This is a genomic window from Prevotella sp. oral taxon 299 str. F0039 (assembly GCF_000163055.2).
Lineage (GTDB): Bacteria > Bacteroidota > Bacteroidia > Bacteroidales > Bacteroidaceae > Prevotella.
In genome coordinates this window covers 360,011-381,425 of record NC_022111.1, presented here as the reverse complement: position 1 = coordinate 381,425, position 21,415 = coordinate 360,011, and the positions used below count along the sequence as shown (strand labels likewise).

At 37.5% G+C, this 21,415-nt stretch carries 14 protein-coding genes and 1 tRNA gene; 3 read left to right on the top strand and 12 right to left on the bottom strand.

Features of this window, described 5'->3' with window-relative positions; translation table 11 throughout:
* The first annotated feature begins 197 nt into the window (after positions 1-197).
* The gene (locus HMPREF0669_RS04440) at positions 198-1,568 is read left to right on the top strand and encodes a TrpB-like pyridoxal phosphate-dependent enzyme (protein WP_009227324.1); all 1,371 of its coding nucleotides are present in this window, start codon (positions 198-200) and stop codon (positions 1,566-1,568) included.
* Between the two features lie 111 nt (positions 1,569-1,679).
* Here HMPREF0669_RS04440 and mfd read toward each other — a convergent pair whose 3' ends face one another.
* From mfd to HMPREF0669_RS04400, 8 genes are all read right to left on the bottom strand, one after another.
* Positions 1,680-5,123 (bottom strand): transcription-repair coupling factor, encoded by a 3,444-nt coding sequence (gene mfd, locus HMPREF0669_RS04435; RefSeq protein ID WP_009227323.1) that lies wholly within the window; start codon positions 5,121-5,123, stop codon positions 1,680-1,682.
* Between the two features lie 81 nt (positions 5,124-5,204).
* Positions 5,205-5,954, bottom strand: coding sequence for a polyprenol monophosphomannose synthase (locus tag HMPREF0669_RS04430; RefSeq protein ID WP_009227322.1), 750 nt, complete (start codon positions 5,952-5,954; stop codon positions 5,205-5,207).
* Between the two features lie 663 nt (positions 5,955-6,617).
* A complete protein-coding gene (locus HMPREF0669_RS04425; protein ID WP_009227321.1) occupies positions 6,618-7,376 on the bottom strand; it encodes a 1-acyl-sn-glycerol-3-phosphate acyltransferase in 759 nt (252 codons plus the stop codon).
* Complete coding sequence (locus tag HMPREF0669_RS04420) at positions 7,373-8,542, bottom strand: metallophosphoesterase (protein WP_009227320.1); 1,170 nt, start codon at positions 8,540-8,542, stop codon at positions 7,373-7,375. The genes HMPREF0669_RS04425 and HMPREF0669_RS04420 overlap by 4 nt, the downstream gene beginning before the upstream one ends.
* Positions 8,543-8,673: 131 nt before the next feature.
* Positions 8,674-10,014, bottom strand: coding sequence for a dihydroorotase (locus HMPREF0669_RS04415; protein ID WP_009227319.1), 1,341 nt, complete (start codon positions 10,012-10,014; stop codon positions 8,674-8,676).
* A gap of 23 nt (positions 10,015-10,037) precedes the next feature.
* Entirely contained in the window at positions 10,038-10,826 is a 789-nt protein-coding gene (locus HMPREF0669_RS04410) for a DUF4369 domain-containing protein (protein WP_020967164.1), read from the bottom strand.
* Positions 10,827-10,982: 156 nt separating this feature from the next.
* Positions 10,983-11,423, bottom strand: coding sequence for a hypothetical protein (locus HMPREF0669_RS04405; RefSeq protein WP_009227317.1), 441 nt, complete (start codon positions 11,421-11,423; stop codon positions 10,983-10,985).
* A 1-nt stretch (position 11,424) separates the two neighbouring features.
* Positions 11,425-11,748: a septum formation initiator family protein gene (locus HMPREF0669_RS04400; RefSeq protein ID WP_009227316.1), complete on the bottom strand. Its 324-nt coding sequence runs from the start codon at positions 11,746-11,748 to the stop codon at positions 11,425-11,427.
* A gap of 302 nt (positions 11,749-12,050) precedes the next feature.
* Between HMPREF0669_RS04400 and HMPREF0669_RS04395 the strand changes: the two genes are divergently transcribed.
* On the top strand, positions 12,051-13,826 hold the full coding sequence (locus tag HMPREF0669_RS04395) for a biotin/lipoyl-binding protein (RefSeq protein ID WP_009227315.1): 1,776 nt from the start codon (positions 12,051-12,053) through the stop codon (positions 13,824-13,826).
* 127 nt (positions 13,827-13,953) lie between these two features.
* Here the strand turns inward: HMPREF0669_RS04395 and HMPREF0669_RS04390 are convergent, their stop codons facing one another.
* From HMPREF0669_RS04390 to HMPREF0669_RS04380, 3 genes are all read right to left on the bottom strand, one after another.
* Positions 13,954-16,200 (bottom strand): cation:proton antiporter, encoded by a 2,247-nt coding sequence (locus tag HMPREF0669_RS04390; protein WP_009227314.1) that lies wholly within the window; start codon positions 16,198-16,200, stop codon positions 13,954-13,956.
* Positions 16,201-16,362: 162 nt separating this feature from the next.
* A complete protein-coding gene (pepT, locus tag HMPREF0669_RS04385) occupies positions 16,363-17,586 on the bottom strand; it encodes a peptidase T (RefSeq protein WP_009227312.1) in 1,224 nt (407 codons plus the stop codon).
* A gap of 552 nt (positions 17,587-18,138) precedes the next feature.
* Positions 18,139-18,212: transfer RNA gene (locus HMPREF0669_RS04380), tRNA-Arg, on the bottom strand.
* Positions 18,213-18,324: 112 nt separating this feature from the next.
* Between HMPREF0669_RS04380 and asnA the strand changes: the two genes are divergently transcribed.
* A complete protein-coding gene (asnA, locus tag HMPREF0669_RS04375; RefSeq protein WP_009227311.1) occupies positions 18,325-19,362 on the top strand; it encodes an aspartate--ammonia ligase in 1,038 nt (345 codons plus the stop codon).
* Between the two features lie 132 nt (positions 19,363-19,494).
* Here asnA and HMPREF0669_RS04370 read toward each other — a convergent pair whose 3' ends face one another.
* Complete coding sequence (locus HMPREF0669_RS04370) at positions 19,495-21,270, bottom strand: DNA polymerase III subunit gamma/tau (protein ID WP_009227310.1); 1,776 nt, start codon at positions 21,268-21,270, stop codon at positions 19,495-19,497.
* Positions 21,271-21,415: the final 145 nt, after the last annotated feature.

The following is a 21,415-nucleotide window of genomic DNA, read 5'->3' as shown; positions in this document are numbered from 1 at the left end:
TTATAAATACAAAATATCGAATATTTATGCATTTAATTATTCAAAAAACTAGTTTTTTCACTAACTTTGCAATAATAGGACAATAGCAATTACAACGTTTTTCAAACAAAAACAGCAGTATAACAGGATAACAAAAACATTCAAATTATTGCTTTTAAGGTCCTATTTGTAAGTATTCACAATTAAAAAGAAGTAGTATGAGCAAACAAAAAAGATTCTATCTATCAGAAAAAGAGCTTCCTACACAATGGTATAACATTCAAGCCGATTTAAAAACGAAGCCTCTTCCACTTCTTAACCCACAAACTAAAGAGCCAATGGGGGTTGAAGATTTGGCACACATATTCTCTTTAGAGTGTAGTAAACAAGAACTTGATTTCACAAATAGCTGGATTGACATTCCAGAAGAAGTCCTCGATAAATATAAATTTTATAGATCTACCCCCCTAGTTCGTGCTTATGCATTAGAAAAAGCCCTAGATACACCTGCACATATATACTTTAAGAATGAAAGTGTAAACCCTTTGGGTTCTCATAAGGTGAATTCGGCTATCCCTCAGTGCTATTATTGCAAGCAAGAGGGCACAACTAACGTCACAACAGAAACGGGAGCAGGTCAATGGGGTGCTGCTTTAAGCTATGCAGCAAGCCTTTTTGGCTTGTCAGCAGCAGTTTATCAGGTGAAAGTTAGTATGCAACAAAAGCCCTATCGCAGTAGTATTATGCGTACTTTCGGGGCTGAAGTAACTGGTTCTCCATCAATGTCTACTCGTGCAGGCAAAGATATTATCACCCGAGATCCACGCCATCCTGGCACATTAGGTACAGCTATATCAGAAGCTATCGAGCTTGCTACAACCACCCCTAATTGCAAATACACCTTAGGTTCGGTGCTTAACCATGTCACTCTGCATCAAACAATTATCGGATTAGAGGCTGAAAAGCAGATGGAAATGACGGGAGAATATCCTGATAAGATTATTGCTTGCTTCGGAGGAGGTAGTAACTTTGGTGGACTTGCATTCCCTTTCATGCGCCATACCCTTCTTTCTGGAAAGAAAACTGAGTTTATTGCGGTAGAACCAGAAAGCTGTCCCAAACTAACTCGTGGTAAATTTGAATACGATTTTGGTGATGAAGCTGGCTATACGCCTCTTCTTCCAATGTATACTCTAGGCCATGACTTCAAACCTGCAAACATTCATGCTGGCGGTTTGCGCTATCATGGAGCAGGAACACTTGTTTCTCAGCTCATAAAAGATGGACTAATGCGAGGCGAAGACATTCCACAGTTAGAGTCTTTCGATGCTAGTATGCTCTTTGCACGTACCGAAGGAATCATTCCTGCGCCTGAAAGTGGACACGCAATTGCCGCTACTATTCGTGAAGCAATTAAGTGTAAGGAAAGCGGAGAGGCTAAAGTTCTATTGTTTAACCTATCTGGTCACGGTTTAATTGATATGACTGCATACGAAAGTTATCTAAATGGTGACTTGCAAAACTATAGCATCTCAGACCAAGAAATTAGTAATTCGTTGAAAGATGTACCTAAAGTTGAATTTTTATAGTTCACCTTTTACCTCATAAAAAGCAATAGTGTTAGATGCATTGGCATATCCAATTGTCTAACACTATTATTCTTTTACACCTTAAGATATAGGGGCAAACGACAGAAAGGCTTAGCAATTTTCTATCAATTGCAACACCTCTACCGCCTTATTCACTGTTGGAACACTTGCAATTGTAACCATTCTAAGTCCTTTATGTTCCTTTATATTACAGCTTCGAGGGTTGTTTCCCACGTAATTAATAAGTCTTCCGAATGCTTCACTCTTATAATATGCACTATTAGTGTTGCCTACTAACTGCAAATTCATACGACCTTGACGAAGTATTATCTTTTCAATTCCCATGTTCTTTCCGAGTCTTCGCAAAGCGACAACATTCATCAATTCTTCTGCCTGATATGGAATTTCGCCAAAACGGTCTAACAATCGCTGTTTATAAGCGTGTAAAGCATCGTCCGACTCGATATTATCTAATTCTCGATAAAGCAACATTCGCTCACTACTTCCAGGTACATAGCTATCTGGAAAGTACATTTCTAGGTCAGAATCCACTGCACAATCTTCCACAAAGTCACTCGCTTTAATAGCTTCTCCTGCATCGATTTGCTCTTGATATAAATCGAAGAACTCATCATTCTTTAGTTCTGTAACAGCCTGAGTCAATATCTTTTGGTAGGTTTCATAACCTAAATCTTCAATAAAACCGCTTTGTTCAGAGCCAAGAAGATTGCCCGCACCTCGTATATCCAAGTCTTGCATCGACAAACTAAAGCCACTTCCCAATTCAGAAAAGGTCTCTAAAGCCTCTAATCTGCGCCTTGCATCTTGCTTTAGTAGGCTCTTTGGGGGAGCAAGAAGATAGCAAAACGCCTTTCTATTGCTTCTTCCTACACGTCCACGCATTTGATGTAGGTCGGATAAACCAAAGCGATGCGCATCATTTATGATGATTGTGTTGGCATTAGAGATATCTATTCCACTCTCAATGATAGTTGTTGAGAGCAGAACATCATAATCATGATTCATAAAGCCCATAATGATTTGCTCTAATTCTTCAGGCTGCATGCGTCCATGTCCTATCGCAAGACGACAATCAGGGATATATTTTAAGATAAGATTCGACAGCTCTTGCAAATTACTTATACGATCGTTCACAAAATAGACTTGTCCATTGCGACTCATTTCGAAGTTAATTGCATCTCGAATAACATCTGATGAGAACTCAGAAAGCTCGGTATGAATAGGATAACGGTTAGGAGGTGGAGTGCGAATGATGCTCATGTCTCTCGCTCCCATTAACGAAAACTGAAGTGTTCGTGGTATAGGTGTGGCAGACATCGTTAGCGTATCGACATTAGTTTTAATGGTTCTAAGCTTTTCTTTCACCGAAACGCCAAACTTTTGCTCCTCATCTATAATCAAAAGACCTAGGTCGTGCCACTTAACTGCTTTGCTAATGAGTTTGTGGGTGCCTATAAGTATGCTTAAATCACCCTTCTCTAGGTCGGTAAGAACTTGCTTTGTTTGTTTTGCAGTGCGTGCTCTTGAAAGATAATCTACCTTTACTGGCAAACCTTTTAAGCGTGAACTAAAGCTTTGAAAGTGCTGATATGCCAACACTGTTGTAGGCACTAGCACCGCAACTTGTTTGTTGTCGCAAGCCGCTTTGAATGCTGCTCGAATAGCAACTTCGGTCTTTCCAAATCCAACATCACCACAAACAAGCCTATCCATAGGTCTTCCGCTCTCCATATCGGCTTTAACTTCTTGCGTAGCTTTTAGCTGATCGGGTGTATCTTCATATAAAAAGCTGGCTTCAAGCTCATGTTGTAGAAACGAATCAACACTAAAAGCAAAGCCTTTCTCATGTCTTCTCTTGGCATAAAGCTTAATCAAATCACGAGCAATGTCTTTTATTCGCTTCTTGGTTCGCTCTTTAATACGTTCCCAAGCACCTGTTCCTAAGGTTGAAAGGCGTGGTGGTTGTTCTGTATCTCCACGTTTATACTTGCTGATTTTATAGAGAGAATGAATCGAAATATCTACTTTATCATTGTTATTGTAAATAATTCGAATCATTTCTTGATAGCTCTCGCCACTTGGAACACGCACTAATCCACCGAATTTACCTATACCAAAGTCTACATGAACAATGAAATCGCCTGGTTCCATCTCTTGTAATTCCTTTAAAGTCAATGCCATTTTACCCGCACGGGCGCCATCTGACTTCAAATTATACTTGTGGAAACGATCAAATATCTGATGATCTGTAAAGAAACAAACCCCTAAATCATTATCAATAAAGCCCTCATGAATGGTCTTATCCACTGAGATAAAGTCTAATTTCTTTATCTCCGACACCTTAACTGCTTCGTTTTTCTCATTTACTTCGCTATTCAATATATCATATAAACGCTGCTGTTGTTTGGCACTATCAGCAAAGATATAGAGTTTATAGCCTTTTAATACAAAGTCTTCGAAGGTTTTTTTCAACAATTCGAAGTTCTTATGAAAGAGCGGTTGAGGCGTTATATTAAACTCGATAGTGGCATTTGGAACAGAAACAGGAGAGGAACCAAATTCTATTCGCTTTACTTTCGAAATGTCATCAACAAACATCGAAGCGCTACATAATATGTTTTCACGACACAATTCACGCTCTATTTCAGCTTGTTCTTGCTCTGTTGCGCCCGAAAGACGCTCTGTTATAGCAGCAGATGTAAAGCCTTCACGATAGATATTATCTATTGTTTGATGCACAAACGATTGGTCTTTCATTGCCACAATAGCCCCTTGGGGCAAGAAACGCAATAAAGGTACTCGCTCATTAGTCTCTGTTGACAATTCAGGCAATATCTCAATACTTTCCTTTTTATCACGAGATAGCTGACTTTCGATATCGAATGTGCGAATAGAATCGACCTCATCGCCAAAGAAATCGACACGATAAGGATATTCATGAGAAAACGAATAGATGTCTAAAAGACTACCTCTGATGGCAAATTGACCTGGTTCATAAACGTAATCACATTCGCTAAAGCCCAATTCTAATAGTCTTTTGCGCAGTTCTACAAGGTCTATTACCTGCGAAACAGCCACTTTTACCACCTTATCGCTAATCAATTGCTTCGAAACCACCATCTCTGCAATGGCTTCGGGATAGCTAACGATAAACAAAGGTTGCTTATTGAGGGTATCAGAGTTTTCTTTTGCCGATAGAGTTGCAAGTACTTCGGTTCGCAATATCTCACTTGCGGGATCGTGTTGACCATATTTCACTGCCCTTCTGTATGAAGATGGAAAGAACATTACTTGCTCTTTACCCATTATTTGCGCTAAATCGTTATAAAAATAGCCTGCTTCGTCGGCATCAGCAAGAATGAAAACAAATACTTGTTGTGCTTTTGGCGCAACCGAAGCAAATAGCAATGGAACTGCAGATGCCTTGATATTTTTTAGCCAAATGGTGTTTGTTGCGTTATCACTGAGTGTCTTACGTAGGGCAATAGCTTGTGGCAAAGCCCCATAGAGTGTAGCTATGTCGCTAAGTTTCATTAAATACTACTATTTAAACAATAATGTTTATAAAAGAAAAGGGCATGAATCGACTAACACGATTCATGCTTATTATTGCTATTAATGGCTTATCTTGGGATATTTTCTAAACCAACCGTCCCATCGAAGGCGCATCACTCCAAAGAAAGCTTCACCAAATATGCCTCCGCTCATTTTGCTAACACCTTCTTGTCGATTAACAAATACAACAGGAACTTCTTTTATTTTAAATCCAATTTTATAGGCTGTATATTTCATTTCGATTTGAAATCCATAGCCTTTAAAGCGAACTTGATCTAAAGGAATGGTTTCTAATACCTTTCTTCGATAGCATTTAAAACCCGCAGTGGTATCGTGTACCTTAAAACCAGTGATGAAACGAACATATTTCGATGCAAAATAGCTCATTAACACTCGTCCTATTGGCCAGTTCACAACGTTCACTCCACTTACATATCGTGAGCCAATTGCTACATCATAGCCTTCTTGTGCGCACGCATTGTATAATCGTGGAAGGTCTGAAGGAGCGTGACTGAAATCGGCATCCATTTCAAAAATATAGTCGTAGTTGTTTTCTAATGCCCATTTAAAGCCTGTTATATAGGCTGTTCCTAATCCTAATTTACCTTGACGTTCTATCAAAAAGAGTCGATCTGCAAACTCTTCGGCTTGCAAGCGTTGAACAATTGATGCGGTTCCGTCGGGACTTCCATCGTCAATTATCAATATATGAAAACACTTATCCAATGCAAATACTGCTCGAATGATGTTTTCTACATTCTCCTTTTCATTATAAGTGGGAATGATTACAATGCTGTCGCTTTGATTCATACACATAACTATATATTGCAAAGTTAACGTTTTTTATTGAGAACCACCATCTTTAAGTCCTTTTTTACGTGCTTGCAACAAGAAAAAAGAAAATATATTGAGAATAAACACACTCACTTTCAATTAGAATTATTCATTATCTAAAACATCATTCTGTTTCTTTCAATTCCTGAATATAATCGTCTAACACTAGAATCAGCTTTGAAAGCGATTCTGCATCAACATTATTTTCGTTCATTTCATTGGCATACACATTGAATTATTAACATTATTGGATTACATACAGAATAGAAAAAACAATTGAAAACTATAATTAGATTTAAAATAAAATCAGATAAGATAGAATTTATATACATTATTATAACAATACAGTTTCACATTGATTATCAATAAGATACAAATAACAAAACAAAAAGGGTGCTTTTACTTTATAAAAACATTGCTTTTGTGATACAATATCAATACTTTTAGGTTATAAAAGGGTTGTTTTTATTCTTCGAGGACAATAATAATACACAGAAAACTCTTATCATTACACTAACAATGGCAACAAATAAGTCTCTAAAAAGAAGTGGTGCAACTGCATTAGCTCTGCAATTACACCACTTTTATGGGGTTTATTTTATTAAAAAGAATATACTCTTCGATAGTTTTCTCTGCGGTTTATTGATCGGGATTTTCAGCAAATCCTTGATACTCTTTTACCAATCCGCTCATCACCACTTTGTAACTCTCATCGAGTAGAGCTTTAATATTTTCTGTTCCCTGACCTTTTGGCTCAATAGGTTGATGAATGGTGAGTCTTAAAGGGTGCCAGTTCACCCAACGCATATCACGAGTTCGGGGCATAACGTCGAACGATCCGTTAATGGTTATGGGTACAATTGGCAATTGAAGTTCGTCAGCAAGATTAAAAGAGCCACGTTTAAACACTCCCATGTGCCCTGTAAACGAACGTGCTCCCTCTGGAAATATCGTTAAAGACATGCCTTGTTGCAAAATAGAACGTGCATGATCGATGGTTTCTTTCACTTTCTTTGGGGTGCGTTTATCTACAAATATATGATGGGCAGCGGCACAAGCACGACCCACAAAGGGCATTTTGCGCAATTGATATTTCATCATCCATTTGAAATTACGACCAAGATAGCCATAAATTAAAAAGATATCGAAAGCTCCTTGATGGTTACTCACAAAAACATAAGATTGTCCTTTCTTTAAATGCTCACGTCCTTCGACCTTAACAGGCAAAAGAAGTAGAGCGAGAACCACACGTCCCCATATCATTCCAGGATAATAACCCCAAAAGTTTCCGTTACCTATTGTGCAACCAATGGTGGTTGTTAGGGCTGTTAACAACGTGGCAATAGCAATGAGAGGCAGTGCTATAAAAAGCTGATAAATGCGGTATAAGAGTTTCATTTTGTTGTATGTAAGGTTATAACTGTTATTGTTGGAGGCACACCAAAACGGAAAGGAAGAGCTCCTCCCACTCCTGTTGAGACATATAACATACGCTTATCGTGTTGGTATAGTCCACGATCTTCTTTATATTTCAACATGGTTGGGCGCAAAGAGCCTATTGACACTTGTCCACCATGGGTGTGACCACAAAGAGTTAGCTGTGCATGTGAGTTGGGAAGAATGTTTCTATCCCATGCAGAAGGGTCGTGTTGTAAAAACAAAACAAAGCTATTGGCTTTTACATTTTGCATTGCTTTCTTGATATCTGCTTTGCGTGGAAATGGTGGAAGACCATCGTTTTCAGTTCCAACAACCACAATTGAGTCGTTTAAACGATATATGCTTCGATGCTCATTCATTAAAAGATTCCAGCCAAAGCGTTTTTCTAACGAAACAATTTCTTTTTCATATGCTCGTTTTATGGCATCATCTTTCTTTACATATTCGCTATAATCGTGATTACCCAACACTGAATAAACTCCATCTTTGGCTTTAAGTGAACTTAAAAGACTTTCGTGTTCGTAGAGTTCTGATGGTTGAACATTTTGCAAATCGCCTGTAAAGGCAATGAGATCGGGCTTTTGTGCATTTACAGAATCAACAACTTGAGCAAGAAATGCTTGTCGTTCTCCTGTGAATGTGCCCACATGTAGGTCGCTGATGTGCACTAGTTTATATCCATCGAAAGCCTTGGGAAGATCTTTAAAATAAAGGTCTTGACGCTCAACAACTAACTTTTTAACTCCAAAAGTAGAGCCGTATATCACAATGACGATACAAGCGATAGACAAAAAGAAGCCTAGTAGATTTCCATAGTTCTTTTTCGACTTGCTACAACGACACAAAATCCAGCCTAAGAACGAGCAAATAGCTGCCAATGTCTTTGGAATAGTCCACACGCCCAATAAGAAAAGATACCAATAAAGAGCAGTGGTGTCGTGAGGAATGAAATCTTTTTCGGTAGAAAGAATAATGGTATAAATAACCATAGCAATGGTTGGAAGCCACCATAACACTCTTTTCAACCAATTAAAGTTTTTCTTTTTACGCCAATAACGCCAATCGAAATACATCGTTGGTATTATGATGATTATTAATAATAGAACTAGTATGCGTGCAATCATAAATAAACAAAATGTTAGTTGTTAGCCAACATTATATAATTTACTATTAATGATATTCTCGTTAATGATGATTTTATAATGTATGTATGTTGTTCTCAAACACAAAGTACTATGCTAGCAAGTTGAAACAACTAGGAATGAGATGAACGGAAGCATATTTCTTCTCCTCGATAGCTATCATCGAAGTATCCTTTATTATATAATATGTGTCCATTACAAATGGTGGTTTGCACCTGCCAGTTGAACGTATGCCCCATAAGTGGGCTCCATTTGCATTTGCTTTGTATAACATCTTCGGTGACAGTGTAGGGAGAATGTTGTTGAACAAGAATGATATCGGCTTTGTACCCCTTACGAATAAAGCCACGTTGGTTTATCTCGAACAATTTAGCAGGATTGTGACACATCAACTCTACCACTCTTTCTATCGTTAAAACACCTTGATCTACCAATTCAAGCATTGCAGAAAGGGAGAACTGAACCATTGGCATTCCCGACATTGCAGAGGCACTTCCTCCTTGTTTTTCACTTAATAGATGTGGCGCATGGTCTGTTCCGATTGTCGTTATCTTACCAGTTGTAAGGGCAAGACGCAAGGCTTGACGATCAGATTCCTTTTTAATGGCAGGATTACATTTGATCAATGCCTTTAAAGAAGCATAGTCTTTATCGCAGAAGAACAAATGAGGTATAACTGCTTCGGCTGTTATTTTAGGGTTATTTCCAAACAACGAAAGTTCTTTTTCTGTTGTTAAATGAGCCACATGCAAGCGTGCTCCTGTTTGATTGGCCAACTCTACAGCTAAAGAAGATGAGGCATAACATGCTTCTTCTGAACGAATTTGAGGATGAAGACTAATATCTGGGTCGTCACCATACTCTGCTTTTGCTTTCTTCATGTTTGCACTTATAATGCCAGAGTCTTCGCAATGTGTCATTATTAACACGGGCGACTCGGCAAAGATACGCTCAAGTGCATTGCGTTGGTCTACCAGCATATTGCCAGTAGATGCTCCCATAAAGAGTTTTACACCTGGAATGCGATGAATATCTAAATCTTTTAAGAGATCAGCATTATTATTAGTTGCTCCAAAGAAAAAGCTATAGTTAATTAAACTCTTCTCTTTTGCAATATCAAACTTCGCTTCTAGAGCCTCAATGGCAGTTGTTTGAGGCAAAGTGTTGGGCATATCGAAGAACGAAGTCACTCCTCCAAAGGCTGCAGCACGTGTCTCTGAGGCGATATCTGCTTTGTTTGTTAAACCTGGTTCACGAAAATGTACATGCGAATCGATTACACCTGGGCATACAAAACACCCCGTGGCATCTACTTCTTTATCGTAGGTTCCACGGGGAGTATTATCTAAATCATCTTCGAGAACAGATTGAATACAATCATTTTCAATAACTATCGATCCTTTAAAGGTTCGACCTTCATTTACAATCCATCCATTCTTTATAAGTATTCGCATTGAATAAATATTTTAATAACAAATTATTGCGCTGGTTTTGCCAAATCATTTGGAGTGGGAACAGGGCTTGCTGGTGTAGCAGTTCCAACGGGTGCACTACCCATATAACCACTGTCTTTGAGGCCATTCACTATCTCTTGATTCTCTTGAGCTTTTTGATAATAATCTTTTACGTATGGATCATTCTTAAAACGATCGGTTGCTTTGCTCATAATATCTTCGACCCAAGGAGTTAATTCAGGATGTTCTTGTCCGATTGTTACCATAAAGAAAATACCAGGACCAAGAACATTGTCAAAGTTATTGGTAACAAACGAGGTTACAAGGTTATCTTCTTGCTGTGCAAGTTGCGTTGCTGTGTTTTGTAATGCCACCACAACTTCTTCCATATCTTTACCATTCATAATGGCTTGATCGTGTTTTCTAATAAGCTCTATCTCTTGATTCTTTAACTGATTGTATCGATTAAAGAATTGAAATAACTTGTCGTTAAGAGGTGTTCCACCTACAATTTGCTTTGTAGTATTAAATGTTACAGCTATATTTCCTTCTTCTAACACTAAAGGTAGCAAGCTTTCATCGTCCATAAAAAGGTTTGCCATACGCACACTATCTAACTTTCCTGAAAAAGAAAATGCTCCATGAACAACTTCGCATGAATCTATTTTCTTGAAATCGTTATCAGAAAAGACTTTTAAATATAGCTTTCTACCATCTAACGTGGAGATATTAGAAGAGCCCGTGATATTATATGAATCCGTACATGACGCCAAAAGGACAAGCGAAAGTAGTAAAAAACAAAGCTTTTTCATATGAATTTGTCTTGTTCGTTTTATATAATTATAATCATTTTTTATTACTTGTGGTTATTCTTCATCGATAGTTTTATCATAGAATTATACAAATATACTATGAATCTTGTATATAAAAAATGATTTTGTAGTTATTTCTAACTTTAAATGCTTGTTTTATAGTTTTTTATTATTAGTTTCTTCACGCCTTAACTCACTATCAATACGATGTGTTGTGTATATTTCTAGAATAGAAGCGATAATTAAAAGCAACACCCATTTATTGTAAATATAAGTGAGATAAAGCACATATCCGTTGTCTGAATGACTTTTAAACAGAGGCATCAAGAAGTGATAAGCATTGTCTACCATTAATATTCCTGAAAAAATAAATAACAAGCTTGCCAAATTCATTATTTTTTTAAGTCGTATAATAACTACATTTCGACCTTGATATGTCTGCATACTTTGGATAGCAGTAAAAAAAATGGTTCCTAATAGGAATATCCAACAAACAATATCTTGGTGAAACATAAAGACAAATCCTGCGGCTCCTAACACCATCAGTAAGCCACCTACGAGATATAATGTAGCTTCTAGCTTCCTTAACTTTTTCATTTTATTCTTTTTCTTGTACCTGATCGTCACTCAAAACAAAAATATCTTCATTATCTGCTTTCATAAAATAATGTTCTCTTGCAATCTTCTCAATGGCCTTTGGATTACGTTCCAACTCACGAAGACGGCGTGTTGCTTCTTTGTTTTCTTCAGTATATCTAGTTATTTCATCTTGAAGTGATTCTATTTGAGAATGAAGTTGTATCTGATGCAATACGCTGTTCTTATCTAATACCAAAACAATAAGGGCACCAAGAATAATCACTATATAATATTTATAGTGTACAATGACATTCCAAAATAATCCTACATTATTATTTTTCATCTATCTATATGGATTTTCACTTATGATTTTGAGTAACTTAACCACATTCCTTATCAGAGACAAAAGTAAGCAATAAAATTCAAATCTATTTAGCAATGCTATATTAATTAACATTTATACACAACAAACAAAATAAAATGAAATGTCAAGAAAATAAATAACTATCAAAGTTTAAATAGGCTTTGCTAAAGCAATAGTAGCTAAAAAAATGAAAACAACATCAGTGTTTCGGGATTTTTTGATTAAATTTGCAGACAATTCAAAAAGTTAATAAGAGACAGTTTACAATAAAGATAAACGATATGAAGAAGAAAATACAGTTCAGTCTCATGTATCGAGACATGTGGCAATCATCTGGAAAGTTTCAACCTCGTAAGGATCAACTAGAGAGAATCGCACCTGTTATCATCGAAATGGGTTGTTTTTCACGTGTAGAAACAAATGGTGGAGCCTTTGAACAAGTTAATTTATTGGCAGGAGAGAATCCTAATGATGCAGTAAGAGCATTCTGTAAGCCTTTCAATGAGGCGGGAATCAAGACCCACATGCTTGATCGTGGTTTGAATGGATTGCGTATGTACACCGTACCTGATGACGTTCGAGCTCTTATGTACAAAGTAAAACATGCTCAAGGTGTTGATATTCCTCGTATATTCGACGGATTAAACGACGTTAGAAACATTATTCCTAGTATTAAATGGGCAGCTGAAGCTGGTATGACTCCACAAGGAACATTGTGTATTACCACTTCTCCTATCCACACATTAGAATACTATACCAACATAGCAGACCAACTTATCGAAGCAGGAGCAGAGGAAATCTGTCTTAAAGACATGGCAGGTATTGGTCAACCAGCTCTTCTTGGTCAGCTAACTAAGGCTATTCGTGAGAAACATCCTGATATAATCATTGAATATCACGGTCATGCTGGACCTGGATTGTGCATGGCTTCTATTCTAGAAGTATGTAATAATGGTGCAGATATCATCGACTGTGCAATGGAACCACTATCTTGGGGTAAGATGCATGCAGACATTATTTCTGTTCAAAGCATGTTGAAACACGAAGGATTCGATGTTCCTGAGATCAATATGAACGCATATATGCGTGCTCGTGCCTTAACTCAAGAGTTCATAGATGAATGGTTAGGCTACTTTATTAACCCCAATAACATGCTCATGAGCTCTCTTCTTTTAGAGTCAGGTCTACCTGGTGGTATGATGGGAAGTATGATGTCAGACCTTGCAGGCATTCAACAAACCATCAATAACCTAAGAGCTAAGAAGGGAGAAGCACCTCTATCAACAGACGATATGCTTGTTAAACTATTCGAAGAGGTTGCTTATGTATGGCCAAGAGTTGGTTATCCACCACTAGTTACACCTTTCTCGCAATATACTAAGAACATTGCATTGATGAACTTGCTAACACTTGAGCAAGGAAAGGGTCGCTTTGTGATGATGGACGACTCAATGTGGGGTATGATTCTTGGTAAGAGTGGTAAAGTTCCAGGTAAGATTGACGATGTAATTGTTGAGCTTGCGAAGAAACAAGGTCGTGAATTTACAGAAGTAGACCCACGTACTTTACTTACAAATAAGCTTGATGAGTTCCGTAAAGAGATGGACGAGAATGGTTGGGAATATGGACAAGACGACGAAGAACTATTTGAATTGGCTATGCACCCAGAACAATATCGTAACTATAAGAGCGGACAAGCAAAGAAAAACTTCCTTGCTGACCTTCAAAAAGCAAAAGATGCAAAACTTGGTAGCAAGCTAACTCCAGCTCAACTTGCAGAGTTTAAGCATGCAAAAGCAGACGCAATTGTTTCACCTGTTGCAGGACAAGTGTTCTGGGAGATGAATGGTGAAGGCGAATGTGCACCTTCTGTAGAGCCATTTATCGGTAAAGAATATAAAGAAGGCGATGCATTCTGCTATATCTTAACCACTTGGGGCGAGCTAACAACAATACCTGCGGCTCTTGGTGGCAAGCTTGTTGAGATTGCTGCAAAGCAAGGTAAGAAGATTAGAAAAGGCGATGTACTTGCTTATATCGAGCGTCCTGAAGCTTAATATGCAAACAATCGATTGATAAATCAAAACACATACAACAAAAAAGCTCATGGTTTTAAGCCATGAGCTTTTCTTTTACTCTACACATTGATAATAATTCACCGCAAAAGAACGATGAATTATTTCTTTATACCATCAGTTCTTTTAATGACTCCTGCTCTCCTACTAACCAAACCACATCGCCGATTTTAAATTCTCGTGTCGGATTAGCTGGAGTTAAGTCTTCATTACCATCATCAAAGCCTACAATCATACAATTAAAGCGATCTCTAATTCCACTATTTTGTACCGTCTTTCCAATCAAATAATTATCCTTCTCAACAATTAGCTGTTTGAGTTTCATCTCTCGCATCTCTATTTCTAAGTCGTCAGGAAGCAATGCTTCGCTCATAGCTGTATGGAAAGCAGTTAGCTTTTCGTCGCTACCTATAGCCTGAATCACATCACCTGGATAGATAATAGTTGTTCCTCCAGGAATATTCAAGCGTTGTTTGCCACGCAATATACTGCTCACTTGAATTCCATAGATACTTGCAAGTTGCAGTTCTTCAAGCGTTTTACCAATCCAAATGCTATTATCTGGAACCTCAAAGTCTGCAATATGTAGATCTCTGTCTTGCAAATTACGAGCATATAAAGGTTTGTTGTGTCCCAACACCACAGCTTCGATATCTCTTGCACGCAGGTTTTCAACAAATTGTCGCTCCATTCTGATAGTTCTACTCTTTAATCTCCTAGACATTAACATCAGGATTACCATCACTAAAGCAATACTCATCATTAGCGCAAACGAGAATCTACTTAAATAATTACATATATAAAAGGTGAAAGTAACAGCAATAACAATTCGCACGAAAGTCATAAATGTAAGTGGCAAGCGATTCTTATGACTCTCATTCCACAACACTTTAAACTCTGCACTATGATTAGGTGCAAGCACAATAGCACGAAGGAACGAGGCAATAAACATCAATGTAAGACCTCCACACACGGCATTTGCCCACCAATGAGGTAAGATAGAACGGATGAAAGGTAAGAAGAATGTGAGCATCAACGAAATAACAGCTATTGAGATGATACTATAAATAACCACAGTACGCAACATTCTCATCATAAAAGGTTTCCACAAGCTGTTCGACGATTCACGTTCTGTACCCACATTCATGTGGTTAATCATCTTCATCCATCTTCGTGGAAGCACTCTTTCCAATCCATTATAAAGAGGAACTGCGCTCTTTATAACATAAGGAGTTAAGAAAGTGGTTATTGCCGAAGCTGCAACTATCACTGGATACATAAAGTGTCCAATTACACCTAACGACACTCCGAGCGACGCAATGATAAAAGGAAACTCACCAATCTGCGCCATTGAGAAGCTACTTTGCATTGATGTCCTGAGCGAATTACCGCTAAGCATGAACGAGAAAGTACCAAAAATAGCTTGCCCCACTATCACCAATGCCACAATACTCAATATAGGTAAAGCATAATCGATAAGGATTTTCATATCAACAAGCATACCTACCGACACGAAGAACACCGCTCCGAATAAGTCTTTTATTGGCTCTACCACCTTTATTATCTTGTGAACATCAACTGTTTCTGCCAAAATAGAACCCATTACAAATGCTCCGAAAGCACTACTAAAGCCCACTTGAGCCGAGAATATAGCCATAAAGAAACACATTGCCAATGAAACCACCAGCAAAATTTCGTTGGTCATAATCTTTCTTGTCTTTCTTAAGAAGATAGGAACAAGATAAATACCGACAACAAACCATAAGATAATAAAGAATGCAATCTTTGTTGTTATCTTAATTAGCTCTATTGAACTAAGCGAATCGCCTCCTGCAATGGCAGAAAGCATCACCATAATAACAATACTTAATACGTCTTCAATCACCAAAACACTTAACACTAAACTGGCAAAGCGTTGCTGTTTCAGCTTCAGCTCATTGAAGGTTTTATATACAATGGTTGAACTACTACATACAGAGAATACAGATGCCAAGAAAATCCGCTCCATAGACGTCCACCCAAACAGCCAACCTGCTGTATAACCAATGGTAAACATGGAGACAACTATACCTAAAACTGCTATAAATGGAGCTGTTCCTAACTTAAAAATCTTTTTGAAAGAGAAGTCTAATCCCATAGAAAACAAGAGGAAAACCACCCCAATATCTGCCCAAACTTGCACATCTGATCTATCTACAATCGAAGGTGTATAAGGCATATTAGGACCAACTAAGAAGCCAGCAACGATATATCCCAAGACCAAAGGTTGTCTAAGACGTTTAAAAAGTAATGTAACGATGCCTGCAACTACCAAAATTAGTCCCAAATCTCCTATTAAAGGGGCAATATTACTCATCTATTTTTCTCTTATTTTTATCCTAAATTTGTATTATCTATATGTTATTAGTTAGCCGTTAGAAAACCCTTTTCATCGGCTTCTATATAAGTTAAACCATTAAACAAACGACACTTCAATACCAATGTCGCTTGTTTAATGATATAAATACTATTTAAAAACTTAGTCGTTGAACTTAGATGTAATAGCACAAATACGCACAATAACATCTACAGCCTTTTCCATTACCTGAATAGAAACGGTTTCGTGAGGACCATGAAAATACAAACCACCTGCAAAGATGTTTGGACATGGCAATCCTTTAAAGCTCAATTGCGCTCCATCAGTACCACCTCTAATAGGCTCCACCTTTGGTGCTACACCACTTTCTTGCATTGCTTGCAACACAATATCAATAACATGCATATTTGGATCGATTTTTTCTTTCATGTTATAGTATTGGTCGCTGATTGCACATTCAATGGTTCCTTCTCCATATTTGTCGTTCATTGCCTTTGCACACGACTCTATAAAGTTCTTTCTTGCTTCGAACTTATCGAAAGAGTGATCACGAATAATATAGTTAAGCGTTGCTTTTTCGGTAGAACCATTTACACTATAAAGATGATAAAAGCCCTCATAGTCTTCTGTATGCTCTGGAGTTTCGGTTGCAGGAAGCATTTGTGCAAATTCAAAAGCAAGAGTATTGGCATTCACCATTTTGCCTTTTGCATAACCTGGGTGCACACTTACACCATGAATGGTTATCTTTGCGCCTGCAGCATTAAAGTTTTCGTATTCTAATCCACCTAAATCTCCTCCGTCCATAGTGTAAGCCCACTCGCAACCAAAGCGTTTAACGTCGAAGTGATGTGCTCCTTTTCCAATCTCTTCATCAGGATTAAAGCCCACTCTTATGTCGCCATGCTCAATCTCTGGATGGTCTCTTAGATAGCACATTGCCTGCATAATTTCGGCAATACCGGCCTTGTCGTCGGCTCCCAACAATGTTGTTCCATCGGTAACAATAAGGTCTTCGCCCACATGAGCTTTAAGTTCTGGGAATTTTTTCACTGAAGAAACAAGACCTGAAGCTAGAGTTATGTCGCCACCATCGTAGTTTTTGATGATTTGTGCATTGACATTTGTACCACTACAATCGGGACTTGTGTCGTAGTGAGATATAAATCCAATTGTTGGAACTTTTTTCTTGGTATTCGATTTTAATGTTGCATAGATGTAACCTTTATCATCCATTTCAACATCGCTCAAGCCTTCACGCTCTAATTCTTTTTTTAAATACTCGGCAAACACCAATTGCTTTGCCGTACTAGGCACGGTTTCAGACTCTTCAGACGATTGAGTATCGAACTTAGTATAATTCAAAAACCTTTCTACTATATTCATTTTTAATTTCGTTTTTATTGATATGATTTGTTACAAAGTTAACAATTATACAACACACAACAAAATAAATTTATGTATTTTATTACAACTTGTAATCTTAATGCAAAGTTCTTCATTTAGTATTTTACAATAAATAAGCTTATGTAACAACAGGATTGTATCCAACTTAAAATGTATAACTTATACTTTTTTGATGATTTTCTAAATCAATACCATCGTTTGAGTTTTATACCCGACTCAAAATTATTGTTTTAAAAACTCCTTTTATTGAAAATTAGACTATTACTATTCTACCAAAGAAATCAAGAAAACATTCTTCATTCGACAAATTAAGCAAGCATTGCAATATCATTTGTATTTGCTCTTGAATACTAGTAGCAATAGAAGCTCTATTATTGGCATTTCAATAGCATTGATATTATGATATAATAGCATTGATATTACAAGCTAAAAGCAATGTTTTTGTAACACAATGTCAATGTTTTTCAAAAACACTTGTTGAAGCATAAAAAAATAAAAGGATACCCTCTCAAATGATATCCTTTTATTTTGTGACTCCGTTGGGATTCAAACCCAAGACCTTCAGAACCGGAATCTGACGCTCTATTCAGCTAAGCTACGGAGCCAAAGACATGCAAATTTAAACTAAACAAACGAGAAATCAAAATTAATACCTATAAAAAGCCGTTATAGACGGCATTTTATATACCTTTGTAACCAAAATAATTATAAAAAGATATGGCGCAACTCATTCTTCCAAAAGATTATAATGCACTGCTCAATAAGCATCAAACAGAGCAAGGAATTAAACTGATTAAAGACTTTTTTCAACAGAACTTTTCAACAGAACTTCATCTTCGCCGTGTAACCGCCCCCCTTTTCGTCTTAAAAGGATTGGGTATTAACGACGATTTGAATGGAACTGAACGAGCTGTTACTTTCCCAATAAAAGACTTAAACGATGCACATGCTGAGGTGGTTCATTCGCTTGCAAAATGGAAGAGATTGACTTTGGCTGAACATGGTATTGAAGATGGTCACGGAATATATACGGATATGAATGCAATTCGTGCCGATGAGGAATTAGACAACCTTCATTCTTTATATGTAGACCAATGGGACTGGGAGGCGGTTATCAATAAAAGCAATCGCAATGTGGCTTTCCTTAAGAATGTTGTAGAACGCATCTACTCTGCTATTCGTCGCACCGAATACCTCGTTTGCGAAACCTATCAAGGCTTAAAGCCTTTCTTACCTAAGGAAATTCATTTCATTCATAGCGAAGAATTATTGCAACGCTATCCTAACTTGTCTGCAAAAGAACGTGAGAATGTTATTTGTAAAGAGTTTGGAGCGGTGTTTATCATTGGTATTGGAGATGTTTTAAGTAACGGAGAAAAGCACGATAATCGTGCACCTGACTACGATGACTGGCACTCTATGGGTGAAAATGGATTGCGTGGATTGAATGGTGATATTTTAATTTGGTATCCAATTCTGGAAAGAGCAATCGAACTATCGTCTATGGGTATAAGAGTTAATGAGCAATCGCTTATGGAACAGCTTGAAATAAGTGATTCTTTAGATAGAAAAGAATTGTATTTCCACCAACAACTGCTCAACCATAAACTACCTTTATCAATAGGCGGTGGAATTGGTCAGAGTCGTTTGTGTATGATATTGCTACACAAAGCGCACATAGGAGAAATACAAGCAAGTATTTGGACCAATGAAATGCGCAACGAATGTGATGCTGCTGGTATTCCACTAATATAAAAAATAATGGTGTTTCTCAAATGAAGAAACACCATTATTTTTTGCTTTTCTATTTCTATTCTTAATGTTTTGAGGGGGCTTTGTTCTTTTTTATTAAAGAGTTGCTATGCAATTCTGCAACAAGTGCTTTACTTAAGAGAGCTCTAACTTTAACGCTTCTTTCAAAGTTACAAGCGAATGGTTGTTTTGAAGTAGCTTTGCAAACACCTCTCTATCGGTTAATATGGGTTTTAACTCTTCTTTCTTTGCCAAACGAAGCGATATTTTCACATCTTTATTTTTGAGGTCTTGCGCCATAGTTATTTCTAATCGTGCAAGAATATCATTCATCTGAGTAAGCAATATTTGGTTATCTACCACCACTTCGATATTGGGTAGCGTGGTGATATGCAACTTCATATTTTTCATACGCATAGCCATTGCCTTCATCTTTTGAGGCATTCGGTTGCACATAGATATCCATTTCTCTCTCAAATCTTCGTCAGTGAAAGTCGAAGTCTGCTCTTCTGTGTTCACTAACTCTTCATTTTCCTCTTTTACCACATTGCTTCTTGCTCCCATTCCTTTCGAAGTTACAGCCAAATCTGTAATCTTTAGACGTGGGCGAGATGGATTATTAGTGGCTTTAGGTTGCTCTGTCTTAACTGAAGTTGTAGACTCTTTAGGTTTAGACACAATGGGTTGAACCGCCTTTTGTTTATCGCTTACAGACACCTGCTTATCTGTTGTGGTGCGATTGCTGGCAGTTAATAGCTTAAACAGGGTTTTTAAACATTTAGGGCTGCGCCCCGATGCATCGGAATCAGCATCCTCTGGCTGGGTGATTTGCGCCACCTGAATAAGTGTTAGTTCAACAAGTAGAGCCTTATTACTACTTTGTTTATAGTTAATGTCGCACTGATTGAGGAGTTTTAAAGCCTTATAAAGGAACGATGTAGGGCATTTTGCAGCCTGTTCTTTATATCTTTGTCGCAAAGAATCGCTTGTTTCGATTAGAGAAACAGTCTTTTCGTCTTTCGACATCAATACATTTCGAATGTGAGCAGCTAGTCCTACCGATATATTTCCATAGTCGAATCCTCTAGAAACAATAGAATTAAGCAATAACATCAATTCGCTCACCTTATTTTCGAGAGAGAAATCAATCATTTTAAAATAATTCTCAACATCTAAAACATTGAGATCTTCGAGCACTTTAGCATAAGTTATGTTACCTTGAGCAAACGAAGCGGTTTGATCAAAGATTGAAAGTGCATCACGCATACCGCCATCTGCCTTCTCTGCAATAATGGTTAAGGCTTCTGATTCGTAAGTTATTCCCTCTTGCTTTGCCACACTTTCGAGATGATTCACAATGTCTTGCACTGTCATTCTCTCGAAATCGTATATCTGACAGCGTGAAAGAATGGTTGGAAGAATCTTATGTTTCTCGGTAGTTGCAAGGATAAAGATAACATGTGCGGGTGGTTCTTCGAGTGTTTTCAAGAACGCATTGAACGCAGCTGTCGACAACATGTGCACCTCGTCGATAATAAACACCTTGTATTTGCCCACTTGTGGCGGGATACGTGTTTGCTCCATGAGGGCTTTTATGTTCTCAACTGAGTTGTTACTTGCAGCATCTAACTCAAAAATATTAAACGAACGTTGCTCATTAAAGGCTGCACAACTTTCGCAATGATTACACGCTTCGCCTTGAGCAGTTGGTGTAAAGCAGTTGATTGTCTTTGCAAAAATACGGGCACAAGTGGTCTTTCCCACTCCACGAGGTCCACAAAAGAGGTATGCATGCGCCAATTTATTCGCCTTTATTGCATTCTTTAGCGTTTCTGTTAGTGCCTTTTGTCCTACTACGGTATCAAAAGATGCGGGGCGATATTTACGGGCTGAAACTATATATTCTTCCATATTATGGTCTTTTTGTTCAATAACAATATCTCAAAAAATATCGTATTGCTACAAAATATAATATCTTTTATAATAACATCATTTGTTGCAAAGTTAGCTATTTTTATTCTCTTTCGTAGTGTTAAAACGAAAAAAATATTGTAAG

Bases quoted from the DNA above. Each gene is read 5' to 3' on its own strand.
- HMPREF0669_RS04410 (WP_020967164.1), bottom strand. From the start codon at position 10,826: ATGAAAAAGCTTTGTTTTTTACTACTTTCGCTTGTCCTTTTGGCGTCA.
- mfd (WP_009227323.1), bottom strand. From the start codon at position 5,123: ATGAAACTTAGCGACATAGCTACACTCTATGGGGCTTTGCCACAAGCT.
- asnA (WP_009227311.1), top strand. From the start codon at position 18,325: ATGGCGCAACTCATTCTTCCAAAAGATTATAATGCACTGCTCAATAAG.
- HMPREF0669_RS04370 (WP_009227310.1), bottom strand. From the start codon at position 21,270: ATGGAAGAATATATAGTTTCAGCCCGTAAATATCGCCCCGCATCTTTT.
- HMPREF0669_RS04430 (WP_009227322.1), bottom strand. From the start codon at position 5,954: ATGAATCAAAGCGACAGCATTGTAATCATTCCCACTTATAATGAAAAG.
- pepT (WP_009227312.1), bottom strand. From the start codon at position 17,586: ATGAATATAGTAGAAAGGTTTTTGAATTATACTAAGTTCGATACTCAA.
- HMPREF0669_RS04440 (WP_009227324.1), top strand. From the start codon at position 198: ATGAGCAAACAAAAAAGATTCTATCTATCAGAAAAAGAGCTTCCTACA.
- HMPREF0669_RS04390 (WP_009227314.1), bottom strand. From the start codon at position 16,200: ATGAGTAATATTGCCCCTTTAATAGGAGATTTGGGACTAATTTTGGTA.
- HMPREF0669_RS04415 (WP_009227319.1), bottom strand. From the start codon at position 10,014: ATGCGAATACTTATAAAGAATGGATGGATTGTAAATGAAGGTCGAACC.
- HMPREF0669_RS04400 (WP_009227316.1), bottom strand. From the start codon at position 11,748: ATGAAAAATAATAATGTAGGATTATTTTGGAATGTCATTGTACACTAT.
- HMPREF0669_RS04420 (WP_009227320.1), bottom strand. From the start codon at position 8,542: ATGATTGCACGCATACTAGTTCTATTATTAATAATCATCATAATACCA.
- HMPREF0669_RS04395 (WP_009227315.1), top strand. From the start codon at position 12,051: ATGAAGAAGAAAATACAGTTCAGTCTCATGTATCGAGACATGTGGCAA.
- HMPREF0669_RS04405 (WP_009227317.1), bottom strand. From the start codon at position 11,423: ATGAAAAAGTTAAGGAAGCTAGAAGCTACATTATATCTCGTAGGTGGC.
- HMPREF0669_RS04425 (WP_009227321.1), bottom strand. From the start codon at position 7,376: ATGAAACTCTTATACCGCATTTATCAGCTTTTTATAGCACTGCCTCTC.